14 protein-coding genes are annotated in these 15,538 nt (G+C 51.3%); 7 read left to right on the forward strand and 7 right to left on the reverse strand.

Annotated elements, in window-relative coordinates; genetic code table 11:
• Nucleotides 1–35 precede the first annotated feature (35 nt).
• Nucleotides 36–167, forward strand: coding sequence for a hypothetical protein (locus tag BLX24_RS33840; RefSeq protein ID WP_262482981.1), 132 nt, complete (start codon nucleotides 36–38; stop codon nucleotides 165–167).
• Here BLX24_RS33840 and BLX24_RS12090 read toward each other — a convergent pair.
• The 4 genes from BLX24_RS12090 to BLX24_RS12105 all read right to left on the reverse strand — a co-directional run bounded on the left by BLX24_RS12090 (nucleotide 164) and on the right by BLX24_RS12105 (nucleotide 4,763).
• Nucleotides 164–1,690 carry a hypothetical protein gene (locus BLX24_RS12090; protein WP_229201781.1) on the reverse strand — a complete coding sequence of 509 codons (1,527 nt, stop codon included), beginning with the start codon at nucleotides 1,688–1,690 and terminating at the stop codon, nucleotides 164–166. The genes BLX24_RS33840 and BLX24_RS12090 overlap by 4 nt on opposite strands.
• A gap of 89 nt (nucleotides 1,691–1,779) precedes the next feature.
• The gene (locus BLX24_RS12095) at nucleotides 1,780–3,159 is read right to left on the reverse strand and encodes a hypothetical protein (protein ID WP_143092651.1); all 1,380 of its coding nucleotides are present in this window, start codon (nucleotides 3,157–3,159) and stop codon (nucleotides 1,780–1,782) included.
• 76 nt (nucleotides 3,160–3,235) lie between these two features.
• The gene (locus BLX24_RS12100) at nucleotides 3,236–3,820 is read right to left on the reverse strand and encodes an HNH endonuclease (RefSeq protein WP_071503402.1); all 585 of its coding nucleotides are present in this window, start codon (nucleotides 3,818–3,820) and stop codon (nucleotides 3,236–3,238) included.
• Entirely contained in the window at nucleotides 3,768–4,763 is a 996-nt protein-coding gene (locus BLX24_RS12105; protein WP_071503577.1) for a DNA cytosine methyltransferase, read from the reverse strand. The genes BLX24_RS12100 and BLX24_RS12105 overlap by 53 nt, the downstream gene beginning before the upstream one ends.
• A 213-nt stretch (nucleotides 4,764–4,976) precedes the next feature.
• Here BLX24_RS12105 and carB point away from each other — a divergent pair, with 213 nt between their 5' ends.
• Nucleotides 4,977–7,853 carry a carbamoyl-phosphate synthase large subunit gene (carB, locus tag BLX24_RS12110; RefSeq protein WP_071503403.1) on the forward strand — a complete coding sequence of 959 codons (2,877 nt, stop codon included), beginning with the start codon at nucleotides 4,977–4,979 and terminating at the stop codon, nucleotides 7,851–7,853.
• A gap of 194 nt (nucleotides 7,854–8,047) precedes the next feature.
• On the opposite strand, the gene BLX24_RS12115 is transcribed toward carB, so the two are convergent.
• Complete coding sequence (locus tag BLX24_RS12115; protein WP_071503404.1) at nucleotides 8,048–9,589, reverse strand: DUF4394 domain-containing protein; 1,542 nt, start codon at nucleotides 9,587–9,589, stop codon at nucleotides 8,048–8,050.
• 535 nt (nucleotides 9,590–10,124) lie between these two features.
• Complete coding sequence (locus BLX24_RS12120; RefSeq protein ID WP_071503405.1) at nucleotides 10,125–10,406, reverse strand: hypothetical protein; 282 nt, start codon at nucleotides 10,404–10,406, stop codon at nucleotides 10,125–10,127.
• Nucleotides 10,407–10,675: 269 nt separating this feature from the next.
• Between BLX24_RS12120 and BLX24_RS12125 the strand changes: the two genes are divergently transcribed.
• The 4 genes from BLX24_RS12125 to BLX24_RS12140 are packed head-to-tail and all read left to right on the forward strand — an operon-like array spanning nucleotide 10,676 to nucleotide 13,476.
• Nucleotides 10,676–11,197: a GFO_1088 family ECF-type sigma factor gene (locus BLX24_RS12125; RefSeq protein WP_071503406.1), complete on the forward strand. Its 522-nt coding sequence runs from the start codon at nucleotides 10,676–10,678 to the stop codon at nucleotides 11,195–11,197.
• Nucleotides 11,178–11,945: a HEAT repeat domain-containing protein gene (locus BLX24_RS12130; RefSeq protein ID WP_071503407.1), complete on the forward strand. Its 768-nt coding sequence runs from the start codon at nucleotides 11,178–11,180 to the stop codon at nucleotides 11,943–11,945. The genes BLX24_RS12125 and BLX24_RS12130 overlap by 20 nt, the downstream gene beginning before the upstream one ends.
• 31 nt (nucleotides 11,946–11,976) lie before the next feature.
• Entirely contained in the window at nucleotides 11,977–12,753 is a 777-nt protein-coding gene (locus BLX24_RS12135; RefSeq protein WP_071503408.1) for a DUF4097 family beta strand repeat-containing protein, read from the forward strand.
• Nucleotides 12,754–12,771: 18 nt separating this feature from the next.
• Nucleotides 12,772–13,476 (forward strand): DUF4097 family beta strand repeat-containing protein, encoded by a 705-nt coding sequence (locus tag BLX24_RS12140; protein ID WP_071503409.1) that lies wholly within the window; start codon nucleotides 12,772–12,774, stop codon nucleotides 13,474–13,476.
• A 59-nt stretch (nucleotides 13,477–13,535) separates the two neighbouring features.
• Here the strand turns inward: BLX24_RS12140 and BLX24_RS12145 are convergent, their stop codons facing one another.
• Complete coding sequence (locus BLX24_RS12145) at nucleotides 13,536–14,483, reverse strand: glycoside hydrolase family 43 protein (RefSeq protein WP_374755004.1); 948 nt, start codon at nucleotides 14,481–14,483, stop codon at nucleotides 13,536–13,538.
• A 235-nt stretch (nucleotides 14,484–14,718) separates the two neighbouring features.
• Here BLX24_RS12145 and BLX24_RS12150 point away from each other — a divergent pair, with 235 nt between their 5' ends.
• On the forward strand, nucleotides 14,719–15,534 hold the full coding sequence (locus tag BLX24_RS12150; RefSeq protein WP_071503411.1) for a carboxylesterase family protein: 816 nt from the start codon (nucleotides 14,719–14,721) through the stop codon (nucleotides 15,532–15,534).
• Nucleotides 15,535–15,538: the final 4 nt, after the last annotated feature.

The following is a 15,538-nucleotide window of genomic DNA, read 5'->3' on the forward strand; positions in this document are numbered from 1 at the left end:
GTCAGCGAACCCGTCTTATCCGTACTATACATATTATGCTGATCGAAGTGCTGTCAGAATCAACCGCGCAGGACGATCATCAGGATAAACGACAGGATACCATTGATATCAGCAGCTCAGGCATCACCCTATCCGTAACTGACATCTACGATGGTATTGCCTTCTAGGGCCGCGACACGGTAACGCTCCGGAGCTTCAGCACTTCCCTGCGTTCTGCGGAACTGAACGAACGCGGCGAGGCTTCCAGCGCAACCTGCGAAACAACACCACTCCAGCCCGCGCGGCTGCCTAAATCAATTTCGTAGACCCGCATTTCGCCGTCGCCGGTAATCGGGAAATCAACGTAGCGCTCGGGCTGTATCAGGAAATCACCGTCTTCCGGTTTCCGCCAGCTAAACCGTGCCGTATTGGCCGACGTTTCAAACGCTGCCTGCACATACACTTTTGGCACATTACCAGCCCGCCAGAACACCATCGGGCTTTTTACCTGAAAATTGACTTTGGTCGAATCGCGCCGCCCCCACTGAATCACCAGCTCGTTATCCGGCTGTCCCTGATCGAAGGTGTTGTAATAATGCCAGCCGAGCCGGTTGCGCGTAAACCGGTAGTTGGGAGCAATGGATGCCCTTGGCTGCATCTGGGCAAACAGCCGGATGTCGGGCAGAGTACCGACAACCAGATCAAACTCGTATTCGAAAACGTCGTTATACCCCATTACAATAATCGGCGCAGAGGTCATGTAGCTGCTTTGCACATCATACTCGTTGCCCGTTCCCATCCGCCCGAACATACCGGTTACGAAGCGAAACTGATCCGGTGTATACAACCCGACCCCCTTACCTTCCTTGTTGAGCAGGGCCGTCCAGTTTTCGGTAGCATAGCGGGGCGTCAGATCGCTCTCGCCCGTAAATTCGGTAACGGCGTCGTTGGTAAACGGCTGCATGCCGGTATAACTCACCATCCGGTAATATGGGCCGTTGAGGTAAACACAGGGCAATTCCTGCGCCCGCGCTTCGTATTGGGTCGTATCCCGCCGGTTAATGGTTGTGCGGCTCCGGACATGGACGTTGTTGCCTTTCAGCTCAATCCAGTGTTCCATCGTACATTCGGCCGGCTCCTTCAGCAAGGGCCAGATATAGGGAACCGTTTTTACATACAGGCGGGTACTGTCAATCTGCTGCGAGGTAACAACGAGCGAGGGGTTATTGTAGACATCGCCGGTCTGTACGGGGTTCCAGCCCAGGGCCCACCATTTGGCGACCGGCTGTTTGCCATTGGGCGTAAACGGAATCGGGCCGGAGTAAATACTGGTCTGCAACTGGCGGCCAAGGTCAAAGTTGTTCACCATGTTTTCGCCGTTCCAGCCATCCGAGAGGTATGTAATGCCTCCCCCCGCATTCAGGTTGATGCCAAGGCGGATTTTACCGTTCCAGAGAAAAATATGAGTGGGCGGCGGCGGCGGTGAGGGGGGCGTAGTTGGCTGACCGGGGGTGGTAGTGGTCTGGCCGGGGGGCGTTGTCGGGTCTGTTGTTCCGGTCCCGTCTCCCCCTTTCGCAACCTGTGTTGTACTGGAAACCGGCGTCACCGGTTTAGGACGGTTTGTGGGCCTGATTTCATCACTGCATCCCGTCAGATACCCTATCATCATCACACACACTGCCAGCCCCGACAGCGACCCCCATTGTTTCATAAACCTTTTCCCCATTGTGCCGGTAAAGATACAATGAAAAACGGCTCCGGCGGCCGCCGGCAAGCAGACCTTCGTAAGTGGCCTTCCTGCTACCGGCCGAGTCCGATGCGCCTGATTCTTACAGTAGCCGTGGACCGTGCCGGTTGGCCGGGCGTTGGCTCCAGCCCGATCTGATTGATGATGTCCTGCCAGCCCGGCTTACCGGCCAGGCTGATTCGGTAGGTCCGGTAAACCCCGTCGCCGGTAATCGGGAAGTCGAGCGTGCGGGTGGGCAGCGCCAGAAAATCAACGTCGCCGGGCTGTCGCCAGCTTAGCCGGGCAGTGGTTGCCGGTGTCGAGAAAGCTGCTTCGATTTCCAGAACCGGTACATCGGTGGCTTTCCAGTAAACGGCCGGACTCTTGATCTGAAAGCTGGCTTTGGTGGTATCAGTACGTGCCCAACGGACATTGAGTTCGTTACCGACGGGCCAGCCGGTATCACGGGTGTTGTAATAAAACCAGCGGGCGCGGCTACCGGAAAAACGGAAATCAGGCACCGTTGCCGGCCGTGTCTGCCGGTAGGCAAACTGCCGGATATCGTCCAGACTCCCGATGATCAGGTCATACTCAAATTCATAGACACGGTTGTGGTCGAGCACCTCAAACGGCACCGCCGCCATATAACTGCTGGATACATCGTATTCAGTACCCACGCCGGGAGCACCGAAATAAGCCGTAATAAACCGGAATTCATTGGCACGGTACAGCCCGACACCCCGCCCCGACGCATTGAGCAGCGCCGCCCAGTTTTCGGTTGCATACCGGTCGGTGATACCATGGTCGGGCTTAAACTCGTTTACGACATCGTTTGTAAAGGGGTTCAGGCCGGTGTAGGTGATAATCCGTGTGTATGGTCCGTTGAGGTACACACAGGGCGCTTCCTGCGTACGGGCCTCGTATTGCGTGGTATCCGCGCGGTTGATGGTTGTACGGCTGCGGACATGGACCGTGTTGTCGCGGAGTTCGATCCAGTGCTCCATGACACAGTCGGCGGGTTCGGCCAGCAGCGGCCAGATGTTCGGGATCGTTTTGACGTAGAGCTGCGTATTACCGGTCTGCTGGTGACTGATCACCTGCGCCGGATTATTATGTACATCGCCGGTCTGCACAGGGTTCCAGCCAAGACCGATCCATTTAGCAACGGGGTCTTTGCCATTAACGCTGTATGGCACCGGCCCCGAATACAGGCTGGTTTGCAATTGCCGGCCCAGATCGGCATTGTTTACCATATTGACCCCGGATGTGCCTTCGGCGAGGTAGGTAATGGCACCGCCGGCATTGAGGTCGATCCCGAGCCGGACCTTGCCATTATCCAGAAAGAGCCGTTTAGGCTCAGGCAACGGATTTTTCTGAATGCCGTCCGGATTTTCTTCGTAGCGCCGGAGCTTCGGCCGCACGTCGCTGCCGCAGCCAAAGCAGATACTAATCACCCAAATCCCCACTATTATCAACCTTCCCATCCTTCCCATCCTATCTGATCAGAGTGACTGTTTTGTAACCTACTTTTTAACTTGACTGAATCCTCTGAGCTTCTTTGGGAAACTTTTTTATCAGCCATGCCAATACCTCAAGCTGTACTTTTTTAGGAGCCCTGCGCGTTTGTATCAAAAGACTGATTGAGTCCGGACGAACCAGCGTCAAATTTGAGGCCCCTTCATTACAAACAGAACATAGCAGACGCAGGTTATCGGCATCGTCTGTGCCGCCTTTAGTTTTATCGACAACATGCCCCAGTTGCATTCGGGCAGGTCTTCCGTCAAACGGATGAATTTCTCCTGCTGCCACACCACACATCTGACATGTATTTCCATCACGGTCAATTACAAAAGCACGGGTTTCTTTTGAGATATTACGTTGAAAGGCTCTGTCTTTCTTTTCCGCAGATACCAGAATGTATTGCCCTGGTTTGAGGTCACTGCGATCTTTATGCGTAATGATATCAAACCCTTCTTCATTACGCAATTCCCGGATACGTCGCCCCCATTCACTGGAACCGGCAACTTCCCGCAAACGATTAGAATCAACTACTTTCCCTACGTTATTCAATAAAAAGGCTTTCAGCTTTTCTTTGGATCCGGGTGTTTTGTCCATTTTCGGTGTAATTTATGGCCTGGTGTATAGCTTCGCCTAATGCTTTGGCAACCGGAGGCGGGAACGCATTGCCTACCTGCCGGTATGCAGGCGTTTTTTTACCGGCAAACTGCCACTCTTTCGGAAATCCCTGAACAAGTGCAGTCATTTTTAGTGTTAATCTGGGCATGCCCCGAAAATCTTGTACAGGAGCCGTATCTGCCAGTCCTTTTCCATCGACACCTAGCGTTGCCCAGGCTTTCTTAGCTCTTGTGGGTCCAAGGTCTGCCCCTCCATGTTTCTTTGAGCCTCCTACCAGGGTTGGTGCAATGCCATCTGCTTCCTTAGACCATTCATCGACCATACCCCAATCATTGGCTTTCATCTCTTCATACAAAAGTGCACCAATTGTTTTGGGTTTAATTAAACCAATAGCAGGCCATTGAAAATATGGATAATAGGGCTCTTTCAGACCTACTAAAATCGCTCTTGGCCGTAGTTGTGATACGCCAAAATCAGATGCCTGTAAAAGTCTCCACTCACAGAAGAAACCTAACTTCCGCAACTCTGATAAAATATGTCGACGATAGAGCTTAAACTTCGGATCTAGTAAACCTCTTACATTTTCCAGCATTATTGCTTTAGGTTCACACTCCGCAGCAATACGAATCGCTTCCGGGAAAAGATCACGTTCATCGAGTTCTCCCAACTGTTTACCAGCGACAGAAAATGGTGGGCAAGGTACGCCACCTGCCAACAAATCAACCTTTCCCTTGTAAGGTGTGGCGTCAAATGTTTTAAGATCCTGATTAAATACCTCCCATTCGGGACGATTTAAACGCAGTGTGGCACAGGCCAATGGTTCTATTTCTACTAAAGCAACATGATCAAAGCCCGCCTGCTCCAACCCTAACGCCTGTCCTCCTGCTCCCGCACAGACTTCCAATGAGGTCAATTTGTTCATCATTATTCCGTTTACTCTTTTGTAATTATACAGTATTTGCGCTAAATATCCATTATAAGCAAGTTTTTACCCGTTTCGGCTTCGTATTTCCGGCTGCATCCACTAATTTTGCGGGATTTTTAGCCATACTTGATCCAAGTCGCTGACAATCAAAGTACGTTATTGTACTTTTTTCAAACGTTCATTATTCGTTTTTCAAGGTCTCGCTGAAAAATGCCCAAAAATCCCAATCTCCGCTCGGTCCTGATTATCGGTTCTGGTCCCATCATCATCGGTCAGGCATGTGAATTTGACTACTCCGGTTCACAGGCCGCCCGTTCGCTACGTGAAGAGGGTATCGAGGTATCGCTGATTAACTCCAATCCGGCCACGATTATGACTGATCCGATCAACGCGGATCATGTCTACCTCAAACCGCTCGAAAAGAAGTCCATTGTTGAGATTCTGAAGAAACATCAGGAAATGGGTCGCCCCATCGATGCCGTATTGCCTACCATGGGTGGCCAGACTGCGTTGAACCTGGCGATCGATTGTGACAAAGCCGGTATCTGGCAAAAATACAATGTTCAGATCATCGGGGTAGATATCAAAGCGATCGAAACGACCGAAGACCGGGAAAAATTCCGGTTGAAAATGCTCGAACTGGGCGTAGGCGTTTGTAAAGGCCGTACGGCCCGCTCATTCCTCGAAGGTAAGGAAATTGCCCAGGAAATCGGCTTCCCGCTTGTGATCCGCCCGTCATTTACGCTGGGTGGTACCGGTGGTGGCTTCGTTCAGCATCCTGAAGATTTTGACAAAGCCCTGACCGCCGGCCTGCATGCTTCACCGGTACACGAAGTGCTTGTGGAGCAGAGTGTAATGGGCTGGAAAGAGTACGAACTTGAGCTTCTGCGCGACGGTAACGGTAACTTCATCATTATCTGTTCGATTGAGAACTTCGATCCGATGGGTATCCATACGGGCGACAGTATTACCGTCGCCCCTGCCATGACACTGCCGGATACGCTCTACCAGAAGATGCGTGACCTGGCAATCATGATGATGGACGGCATCGGTAAGTTTGCCGGCGGCTGTAACGTTCAGTTCTCGGTTAACCCCGAAACCGACGACATCATTGCGATTGAGATTAACCCGCGCGTGAGCCGTTCGTCGGCCCTGGCCTCAAAAGCAACCGGTTATCCGATTGCCAAAATTGCCGCCAAAATGGCAATCGGCTACAACCTCGACGAACTGATGAACCCCATTACGGGCACAACATCAGCGTTCTTTGAGCCAGCCATTGACTACGTTATCGTGAAGGTTCCGCGCTGGAACTTCGATAAATTCCCGGGCGCCGACCGGTCACTGGGTTTACAGATGAAATCGGTGGGTGAAGCCATGGGGATCGGCCGGAACTTCCAGGAGGCCCTCCAGAAAGCCTGTCAGTCGCTCGAAATCCGCCGCAATGGACTGGGAGCCGACGGCCGCGAGCTGACCGACCAGGATGCGCTGAAGAAAAGCCTGGCCAATCCGAGCTGGAACCGTCTGTTCCATATCTACGACGCTTTTAAGGCAGGTATGTCGTTCCGGACCATCCAGAAGCTGACAAAAATCGACCAGTGGTTCCTGCGTCAGATTGAAGAACTGATCGAGCTGGAACGTGAAATCGAGAAATACGATCTGGATGATCTGCCACCGGAATTGCTCCGGACAGCGAAGCAGAAAGGTTATGCGGACCGCCAGCTGGCACACCTGTTGCAGGTACGCGAAAGCAAAATCTATGAATACCGTCAGCGGCACAACATCCGCCGGGTATTTAAGTGCGTCGATACCTGTGCGGCCGAATTTGAAGCTAAAACGCCGTATTACTACTCGACCTTCAACAACCAGGTACCGATCACGACTGACCGTCCGGAGCCGGTTTCGTCGCTGCCGGGCAACGAATCGGTAGCCAGCAACCGTAAGAAAGTGGTTGTGCTGGGTTCAGGCCCGAACCGGATCGGTCAGGGCATTGAGTTTGACTACTCATGTGTTCATGGCGTGCTGGCGGCCAAAGAAGCCGGTTACGAAACGATCATGATCAACTGTAACCCTGAAACGGTTTCGACGGACCCTGATATTGCCGATAAGCTGTATTTCGAACCGGTCTTTTGGGAGCACGTACACGCCATCATCATGCACGAAAAACCGGAAGGGGTGATTGTACAGCTGGGTGGACAGACGGCGCTGAAAATGGCCGAAAAACTGACCCGCTACGGCATCAAGATCATCGGTACCAGCTGGGAAGCCCTTGATTTGGCCGAAGATCGCGGCCACTTCTCGGAAATGCTCCGTAAGTTGGACATCCCATATCCTAAATTTGGTACGGTTCGCGAATCGGAAGCCGCAATTGATCTGGCAAAGGAGCTTGGCTTCCCGCTGCTGGTACGCCCGAGCTACGTACTGGGTGGTCAGAGTATGAAGATCGTGATCAACGAGCAGGAACTGGAGCAGCACGTGATGAAAATCCTGAGCGATATTCCGGACAACAACATCCTGCTTGACCATTTCCTCGAAAACGCGATTGAAGCCGAAGCCGATGCAATCTGTGATGGTGAAGATGCGTACATCATCGGTATCATGGAACACATCGAGCCGGCCGGTATCCACTCCGGTGACTCGTATGCCTTACTGCCAACCTTTGACCTGAGCGAAAACGTGATTCGCCAGATTGAGGAATATACGAAGAAAATCGCCGTAGCACTCAAAACCGTTGGTCTGATCAACATTCAGTTCGCTATCAAGGATGAAGTGGTCTACGTAATCGAAGCCAACCCACGGGCCAGCCGTACCGTACCGTTTATCTGTAAAGCCTACCAGGAACCTTATGTCAACTACGCCACGAAAGTGATGCTGGGCGATAAGAAGGTGAAGGATTTCGATTTCAAACCGGTAAAACATGGCTATGCCATCAAAATTCCGGTGTTCTCGTTCAACAAATTCCCGAACGTGAACAAGGAGCTTGGTCCTGAAATGAAATCGACCGGTGAAGGGATCTACTTCATTGAGGATCTGGAGGATGAGTTCTTCCAGAAAGTATATGCTGAGCGCAATTTGTATCTGAGCCGCTAAGCAAACGGCATAGCCATAAAAAACGGCCGCTGGAAATTCCGGCGGCCGTTTTGCATTCAAACGCATCAATACTAATTACGAGTTACGAAGGACGATTTACGATGTCAATACATTCTGTAATGACTGTGAAACCATGTCTGCTAAGGCTCCTTTTAAACCATAATAGTATCGTTTACGCGTAAACCCAACTCGACTTAAAATCCTAAGCCGACTGCCATAGCCTGAACAGGCGCCGGGAAGTCAGCAATTGGGGTAGCCGCGCCTGTTGCCAGATTAATCCGGCATACTTTCGTTACAGTCCCCATCCGTAGCAGCGCATAGGCTGTTCCTGTTGTCCCTGTAATGTCAAATCCGTTCGCCCCTTCAACATTCCAGCCTAAGGCTCCTACGTCGACCAGCCCACCAGCATTCGGCGGGTCCTGACGCACCAGACGGTCGGTATTTGCGTCAATATCATATAAAACGGTAGTGGTTGCACCCGCAAAGTTGTTGGTATAGGCCGCACCCGTTACCGTTGGCATACCCGGATTCAGCGCACCGTCTACTGCGGCCACGGCTCCGTTATCCGGATTAATCCGCAGATTCTGACCTGTGCTCGTTACCACCCGGATGCGGTCTACGGTCGGGTTAAAGTCAAAGCCCACGTCGATCCCCGATAAAGCCGGAGAGAACGGCGACCCAACGGCCGTAGCAGCGCCGTTTGAAACATTAATTGTATAAATCCGGCTACCGCTGCTCAGGGCATACAGCTGCGAATTGGCCGGCCGGAAGTCGATGCCGACAATCATCTCACCCGATTGCAGGCCTGTAAGCGCCTTCACGATTGGTGTACCCGGATTCAGCGGGTTAAAAATCATCAGCCGGTTGAAGCCATCGACCGCATACGCGACCGGATCTGTCGGAATAGCCAGGCCGATGATGCTCCTGTTCGGCAGGTTCCCGATGGCTTCTGCCTGGCCTGTTGCCAGATTGATTTCATACAGTACCGGACTGCCTCCCGTTGAGCCAAGAGCTGCCAGCGCAACTCCGTTCGGCGCAATGTCGAAACCACCGGCTCCGATGATGTTGACGCCCAGCGGGCCAACTTCGCTCAACGTACCATTGTTCGGCGGATCCTGCTTGTAGAGTTTATCCGTTACCGGGTCAATATCATACAGGGTTGTCGTTGTGGCTCCCGAGAAGTTATTTGTGTATGCTACGCCGTTAATCGCTGCCCCTGGCACGCCGTTGATCATCCCGTCTACCGCCACGACCAGACCTGTTTCAGGGTTCAGCCGCAGGTCCTGTCCCTGGTTTGTCACCAGCCGGATGCGGTCTACCGTCGGATTAAAGTCGAACGCGGTTACGTCGCCGGTCATAGCCGGTGAGAATGGCGTGCTGTTCAACGCACGGGCCATACCGTTCATATGGTTGATCATATAGATCCGGCTCTGGTTGGTAACCCCATAAAGCTGGCCGGTTGCCGGCCGGAAATCAATGGCCGTCAGTCGTTCGTCCATCATCAATCCCGTTACGCTGATGGTCGCAGCCGGCGAGCCCGGATTATCCGTGCTGACCTGTAGGAGTTGGTTACCGTCTGTTAATACATAGGCAACTGTGTTGCCGGGTGTTCTGGCCGCTCCGTTTGAGGGTGCATCGGGCTGGAACGAGGCATCCCGACAGGCGTTTACGCCCAGCAACATACCAGCCAGCACGGTCAGTGTGGCAAAGCGCTGAATTGTTTTCGCTGTAAACATCTTCTGAAATAGTTATAAAGGAATTTGTGAATTGGGTAATACCACTTCATACGGGAATAAGCTTTAACCGGATTTTAATGTTTATTTTTTTTTGACTGAGCGGCCAACTAATGAGGTATCGTAAAAAAAAAGAGCCCCGAATGAGGCTCTTCCCAGTGATTGATCTATCGTTTCAGTTTAAAAAATTCTTCCGCCATGTGGCGCCGATAAACGAGTCAGGGCTTCAAAAGCCGGTTCGTTTTTGTTTACAAACGCATGTACTGCTTGCGTCGAAAACATCCAATTAGACTTAGACCGCAGTGCCTGCAAATGGCCTTTCCAGTTAATCCGAATTGTCTGCATATAGGTAGTATTTAGTATAACATTGACCTATCCGCCATATAAAATCGAATAAGCCTTTCAGCTAAATAACTCATTTATAGCACACAATGATTCACCGATATTGGTAAAGTACAAAAACTACCTTTTATCAGTCAGCGAATAGGCTTTATGTACAATAGATTCTTCTCAGGGTACAGCGACTTTATCAGGTACTTCAGGCGGAGGCCGTCAGGCGTTTGCAGAGTATCAGAATATGCTCGATCAGGCGGTCATGATGTTCCATACTAAACTGATTAATCTGTACCAGTTTGACCGGATGCCACTGAAATGCATCGTTAACCGGATCAAAAACCCCAATCGGTAATTCACCTGCCTGATGGGTTTGTTCGTTCAGTAACCGCATGCCTTCGTCAACGGTCTGACACGGGAAATAATGGTACTGCCCTTGCTGAAAGTAAACAGCAAAGTATTGGTTCCGGGAAAAGTTGAGTTTCATGGGGGTATGGTTGTACGGTAATGGTAAATACGTGTTCAACGTATATGTTTTGTTTATAGCAGAGAGTCTGAATCGTAACAGTAGGTTGCACAAAGACCATAAAAAAGATGCACTTTATGTAGCACACATACGTATGAAGCTCCCTTCTTAGATTTACGTTTAACATGAATACGGCTACTTTCTATATGGTAACAGGCTCAGTAATTTTTTTTTGTTTTTTTTCACCGGCCCTGTAATGTTTGTCCGGATCGCTCGTCTTTTGCATAGACATGGACCTGCAAACCTTTAAACAACAAATACTTCCTGTGCAAGGCCGGCTTTTTCGACTGGCAAAGCTTTTTCTGCGAAACCGCGAAGAAGCCGAAGACACCTTGCAGGATGTTTTACTAAAACTGTGGACAAACCGGCAGCAGCTGGATCAGTACCGCAGCGTTGAGGCCATGGCCGTTCAGATGACGCGGAATCTGTGCCTGGATAAACTGAAATCGCACGGATATGCCCGCCGGACCGACGAGGCAGATTTGAGTCTGATTCAGGCAAACATGGGTACACCCCATCAGCTTACGGAGTCGGCCGATACCGCTGCGGTAGTCCGGCAACTGATTCAGGAATTGCCGGAACAGCAGCGGCTGATTCTGCACTTGCGCGACGTAGAGGAGTATTCGTTTGAGGAGATTGAGCAGGTGACCGGTATATCTATTAATAACATTCGTGTGGCCTTGTCGAGGGCCCGGAAAACTGTCCGCGACAACTATACTAAAGTTCTCAATTATGAATCATCAGGATATTGATGCCTTACTGGCCCGATACTACGAGGGAGAAACGACGCTGGAGGAGGAGCAATGGCTGAAGCAGTATTTTGCCTCCGGCCAGCAAACGCCTCAGCAAATACCGGACGCCGGCCTTTTCCGGTATGCAGACGGGGCACGTGCCGAACACCCATCGCCTGGATTCAGTACACGGGTAACGGCCAGGCTTAACAAAAACGATGTCATACACCGGATCGGTGGCTGGAGCATGCGGATTGCCGCCGGGCTGGCTCTGCTGCTGCTGGGCTTTGCGGCAGGCCGCTACTATACCGGCTCGCCGAACGAAACAGTAGCCGAAAACGGGCAAACCGCCGAAATCAAAAATGTGCTGTCGGTGACCCAGCAAGCCAACACCTCGGCCAGTGACCGTATCCTGGCCGTGAATCAGTGTACCGAGCTGCCGCAGGTCAATGAAGATATTACGCAGCTGCTCATCAATACAATGAATGCCGACGATAACGTCAATGTACGGCTGGCAGCGTGTCAGGCTCTGGTTAGTTTTGAGAACGAACCGGGCGTGCGGGAAGCGCTGATCCAGTCACTGAAATCGCAGACAGACGCCAATGTTCAGATTACGCTGATTGAACTGCTGGTGGCCATCAAGGAAAAACGGGCGATGAATGCCATGCAGCAACTGGCCCAAAGTAAACAAACCATTGATGTTGTCCGGCAAAAGGCCGAAGAAGGCGTCAGCCGGCTAAGCCGTCAAACCATGAACTCTGCTTCTTAATAAACGTCAATTACCTCAAATACAAAAACTAATGAAAAAGCTAATGCTGTTGAGCACCGCACTTTTGTGGTGTACGGGGACTCTTTTGGCCCAGGATTATAAAACAAAACTGGGCAAAGACCAGAAAGTCTGGATTGAGATGGATTTCAGTAACGTCAGAATTGAGGGCCATAACGGCGATGACGTAATTATTTCAGGCGGGAAGACCGAGACACCGCCGGAGCGGGCTAAGGGTCTGAAACCGTTGTATAACTCTGCCGTCGACAATACGGGATTGGGAGTTGCGGTTACCCAGGAAAACGGGAACCTCAAAATTGAGAAGGCATCGCGGAGCTCAAACGCCATTACCATCCGTATTCCTAAAAAAGCGGCGGTGATGTATGAGCAAATGAGCTGGATGGGCGGCAGCAACATTACGGTCAATAACTTCGATGGTGATCTGGAAATCAAGACGAAAAACGGCAACATCGAACTCAGCAACGTAACGGGGCCGGTTGTGGCCAACACAACAAGCGGAGAAATCGTCGTGGTGTATTCGGCGTTGAATCAGGAAAAACCATCTGCTTTGTCGACCATCAGCGGGGAGATCGACGTAACGCTGCCGGCCAATACAAAGAGCAATCTGAAACTACGGTCGATCAACGGCGAAATGTATACCGACTTTGATCTGGGCCTGAAAAACAACGTCAAAGATGGGTTGCCTAAAGTAGCAGGCGGGAATAACATCAACGGCGCCATTAACGGTGGCGGGGTCGAAATACAATTGAAGACCATCAGCAGCAACATTTACGTCCGGAAACAGAAATAACTCTTCCTGCTCAATCCCATGAAAACGCACCTTTTCCTTATCCTTCTGTTGTTCGTTGGTATCAACCCGCTTTTTGCCCAAAAGGTCATTGAAAAAAAGCTCCCCTACGCAAACGGGCAGCTTGTCAACCTGAATCTGCGGTTTGCCGACAGCATTGTCGTCCGCTACTGGGACAACGATCAGGTATCGGTCAAGATCTCGGTCAACATCAACAGCAACCGTCTGAACGACGCACTGCTGGTCAGTACAACGACCACCGCCGGCGAGATTGGCCTTAAAACCGACTTCGACAAAGACATGCTGAAAAACGGCAAAGCCGAAGATTGTCCGGAGAGTAAACATGGCTGGAGTACCAACACAAACGGCCAGACCTATTTTGTGTGCAGCAACATCGACTATGTGGTTTACCTGCCGAAACAGGCAAAACTCAACATCGAAACCATCAGCGGCAATATCGACATTCAGGGTTCAACGGGCGCACCGGTCTTTGCCAAATCCATCAGTGGTTTCATCGACTTCAGCTGGCCGGGAAAGCAGGGAGCCAATCTGGCGATGAAGACCATCACCGGTGAAGTATATACCGATCTGGATATCGCGTTTACCGGCAAACGGGAAAAACATGCGATGGTCGGGTATTTACTGAAAGGAACAGTAAACGGTGGCGGGCCTGATGTTCATCTGGAATCCATCAGCAACAACGTGTATCTGCGGCGCGGCCGCTGATTGACCATTAATTGGATGTTGTAGAGACAGGGCATGCCCTGTCTCTACGTGTTATTACATTACCGTAATTTACGGGGCAGAACGCCTTCAAACGTAATTTTCACCGGCTTGATACCACCGTTTTCGTCGAACTCCATGCGGTCAATGCAGGTTTCGCGGTGGTTCCCATCAGTTTCTGACAAAGGCCGGCGGTGATACACAATGTACCATTCGTCCTTGCCCGGCACCTGAATAACGGAATGATGACCGGCACCTGTTGCCACTGCCGGATCTTGCTGCAGGATTTTGCCCACCCGCTCAAACGGCCCGAACGGCGAATCTGAAACGGCATAGGCCACCGAGTAATTCGGGCCTGTCCAGCCGCCTTCCGACCACATGAAGTAGTATTTATTATTCCGCATGAACATAAACGGCCCTTCTACGTAGCCTTTCGGGGTAATCTCACGAAACATGGTGCCGTCAGGGAACGGCAGAATACCCGTAAAGTCATCCTTCAGCCGCACTATGTTGCAGTGACGCCAGCCACCATACATCATGTAATATTGTCCGTCCTTGTCTTTAAAAACAAACTGGTCGATTGGCTGCGCACCGTTATGAAACTTGTCGATCAAGGGTTTACCTAATAAATCCTTGAACGGCCCTGCGGGATTATCAGCGACTGCCACGCCGATGCCCCCCAACTCTTTGTCGCTCTGAATATCGTTGGCCGCAAAAAAGAGGTAGTATTTTTTCCCTTTCTGAATAATCGCCGGCGCCCACATTGCCCGCCGCGCCCACTTAATAGAGGTCGTGTCAACAATGCGGCTGTGTTTCGTCCACGTAATCATATCCGGCGACGAAAAGGCATCCATAAACACCTGCTGGTTGTACGGTGCCGAATAGGTCGGATAAACCCAGTATTTTTTATCAAAAATAGCTCCTTCAGGATCAGCATACCAACCGGGAAAGATTGGATTGCCCGAGGTCTTTTTGTCTGTTTTCTGTTGTGCGAAAGCTGGCATGCTCATAACAGCAAGAGCCAGCGAAAAGAAAAATTTAGTCATGTGCTGTGAAACATCAGGCAGCTAACTAGCTGCGTTTTCAGGAAAAGAACGGGTTTTGCCACAAATAAACAGCAATTTTTGCTTTCAATCTGCAAAATCTGCGCAATTGTCTGTACGCTCATTTTATCGGCGTTTCAGCGTTCACAAACCTAAATCATTGTAGTATTGCACCCGCAATAATCCGATTCCCTGCTGACTCATGAAAACACCTGTTGCCCTGCTTCTCTGCCTGCTGATCTGGTTTACGCCCCTTTCTGGCCGGGCCCAATCGACTGATGCCTATGAGAAACACGTTTTTAAGGCAAAGGGGGGGCATGAGTTACCCTACCGCATCCTTTATCCTAAAGGATACGCCGAAGCGTCGGGCCGGCAAAAGCAGAAATACCCACTGGTGCTGGTGCTGCACGGAGCCGGTGAACGCGGCAACGACAACGAAAAACAACTGACCCACGGCGGAAATCTGTTTTTGCAGGAACGCAGCCGGACTGATTTTCCGGCAGTCGTTCTCTTTCCGCAATGCCCGACGGACAGTTATTGGGCATCGGTGAAGATTGACCGCGATAAGTCGCCGCTCGGTTTGCAGTTTGATTACCACCGCCCGATGACCTGGCCGCTCAAAGCTGTTCGCTCGCTGGTAAAGAAAGTGGCACGCGATAAGCGGATCGATAAATCACGGCTGTACATTACCGGTTTGTCGATGGGTGGCATGGGCACCTTCGAGCTCATTGCGCGCTACCCGAAAGTTTTTGCGGCCGCCGCACCCATTTGTGGCGGCGGCGATACCACTTACTGCGAAAAGTTTGCGAAACGGGTGCCGGTCTGGGTTTTCCATGGTGACAAGGATAACGTAGTCGATCCACGGCATTCGCGGGAAATGGTGGCAAAACTACAATCGCTTGGCGCCGATGTGCAGTATTCGGAATACCTCGACGTAAAACACAACAGCTGGGATAACGCCTTCGCCGAGCCCGACTTCCTGTCATGGCTGTCCGGCCACAGAAAGAAGAAAAAATAAGCCG

The sequence above is a fragment of the Arsenicibacter rosenii genome (assembly GCF_001870735.1).
GTDB lineage: Bacteria > Bacteroidota > Bacteroidia > Cytophagales > Spirosomataceae > Arsenicibacter > Arsenicibacter rosenii.

Coding starts and splice junctions, on each gene's coding strand:
- BLX24_RS33840 (WP_262482981.1), top strand. CDS start 36: ATGCTGATCGAAGTGCTGTCAGAATCAACCGCGCAGGACGATCATCAG.
- BLX24_RS12090 (WP_229201781.1), bottom strand. CDS start 1,690: ATGAAACAATGGGGGTCGCTGTCGGGGCTGGCAGTGTGTGTGATGATG.
- BLX24_RS12100 (WP_071503402.1), bottom strand. CDS start 3,820: ATGGACAAAACACCCGGATCCAAAGAAAAGCTGAAAGCCTTTTTATTG.
- BLX24_RS12105 (WP_071503577.1), bottom strand. CDS start 4,763: ATGAACAAATTGACCTCATTGGAAGTCTGTGCGGGAGCAGGAGGACAG.
- carB (WP_071503403.1), top strand. CDS start 4,977: ATGCCCAAAAATCCCAATCTCCGCTCGGTCCTGATTATCGGTTCTGGT.
- BLX24_RS12115 (WP_071503404.1), bottom strand. CDS start 9,589: ATGTTTACAGCGAAAACAATTCAGCGCTTTGCCACACTGACCGTGCTG.
- BLX24_RS12120 (WP_071503405.1), bottom strand. CDS start 10,406: ATGAAACTCAACTTTTCCCGGAACCAATACTTTGCTGTTTACTTTCAG.
- BLX24_RS12125 (WP_071503406.1), top strand. CDS start 10,676: ATGGACCTGCAAACCTTTAAACAACAAATACTTCCTGTGCAAGGCCGG.
- BLX24_RS12130 (WP_071503407.1), top strand. CDS start 11,178: ATGAATCATCAGGATATTGATGCCTTACTGGCCCGATACTACGAGGGA.
- BLX24_RS12135 (WP_071503408.1), top strand. CDS start 11,977: ATGAAAAAGCTAATGCTGTTGAGCACCGCACTTTTGTGGTGTACGGGG.
- BLX24_RS12140 (WP_071503409.1), top strand. CDS start 12,772: ATGAAAACGCACCTTTTCCTTATCCTTCTGTTGTTCGTTGGTATCAAC.
- BLX24_RS12145 (WP_374755004.1), bottom strand. CDS start 14,483: ATGAGCATGCCAGCTTTCGCACAACAGAAAACAGACAAAAAGACCTCG.
- BLX24_RS12150 (WP_071503411.1), top strand. CDS start 14,719: ATGAAAACACCTGTTGCCCTGCTTCTCTGCCTGCTGATCTGGTTTACG.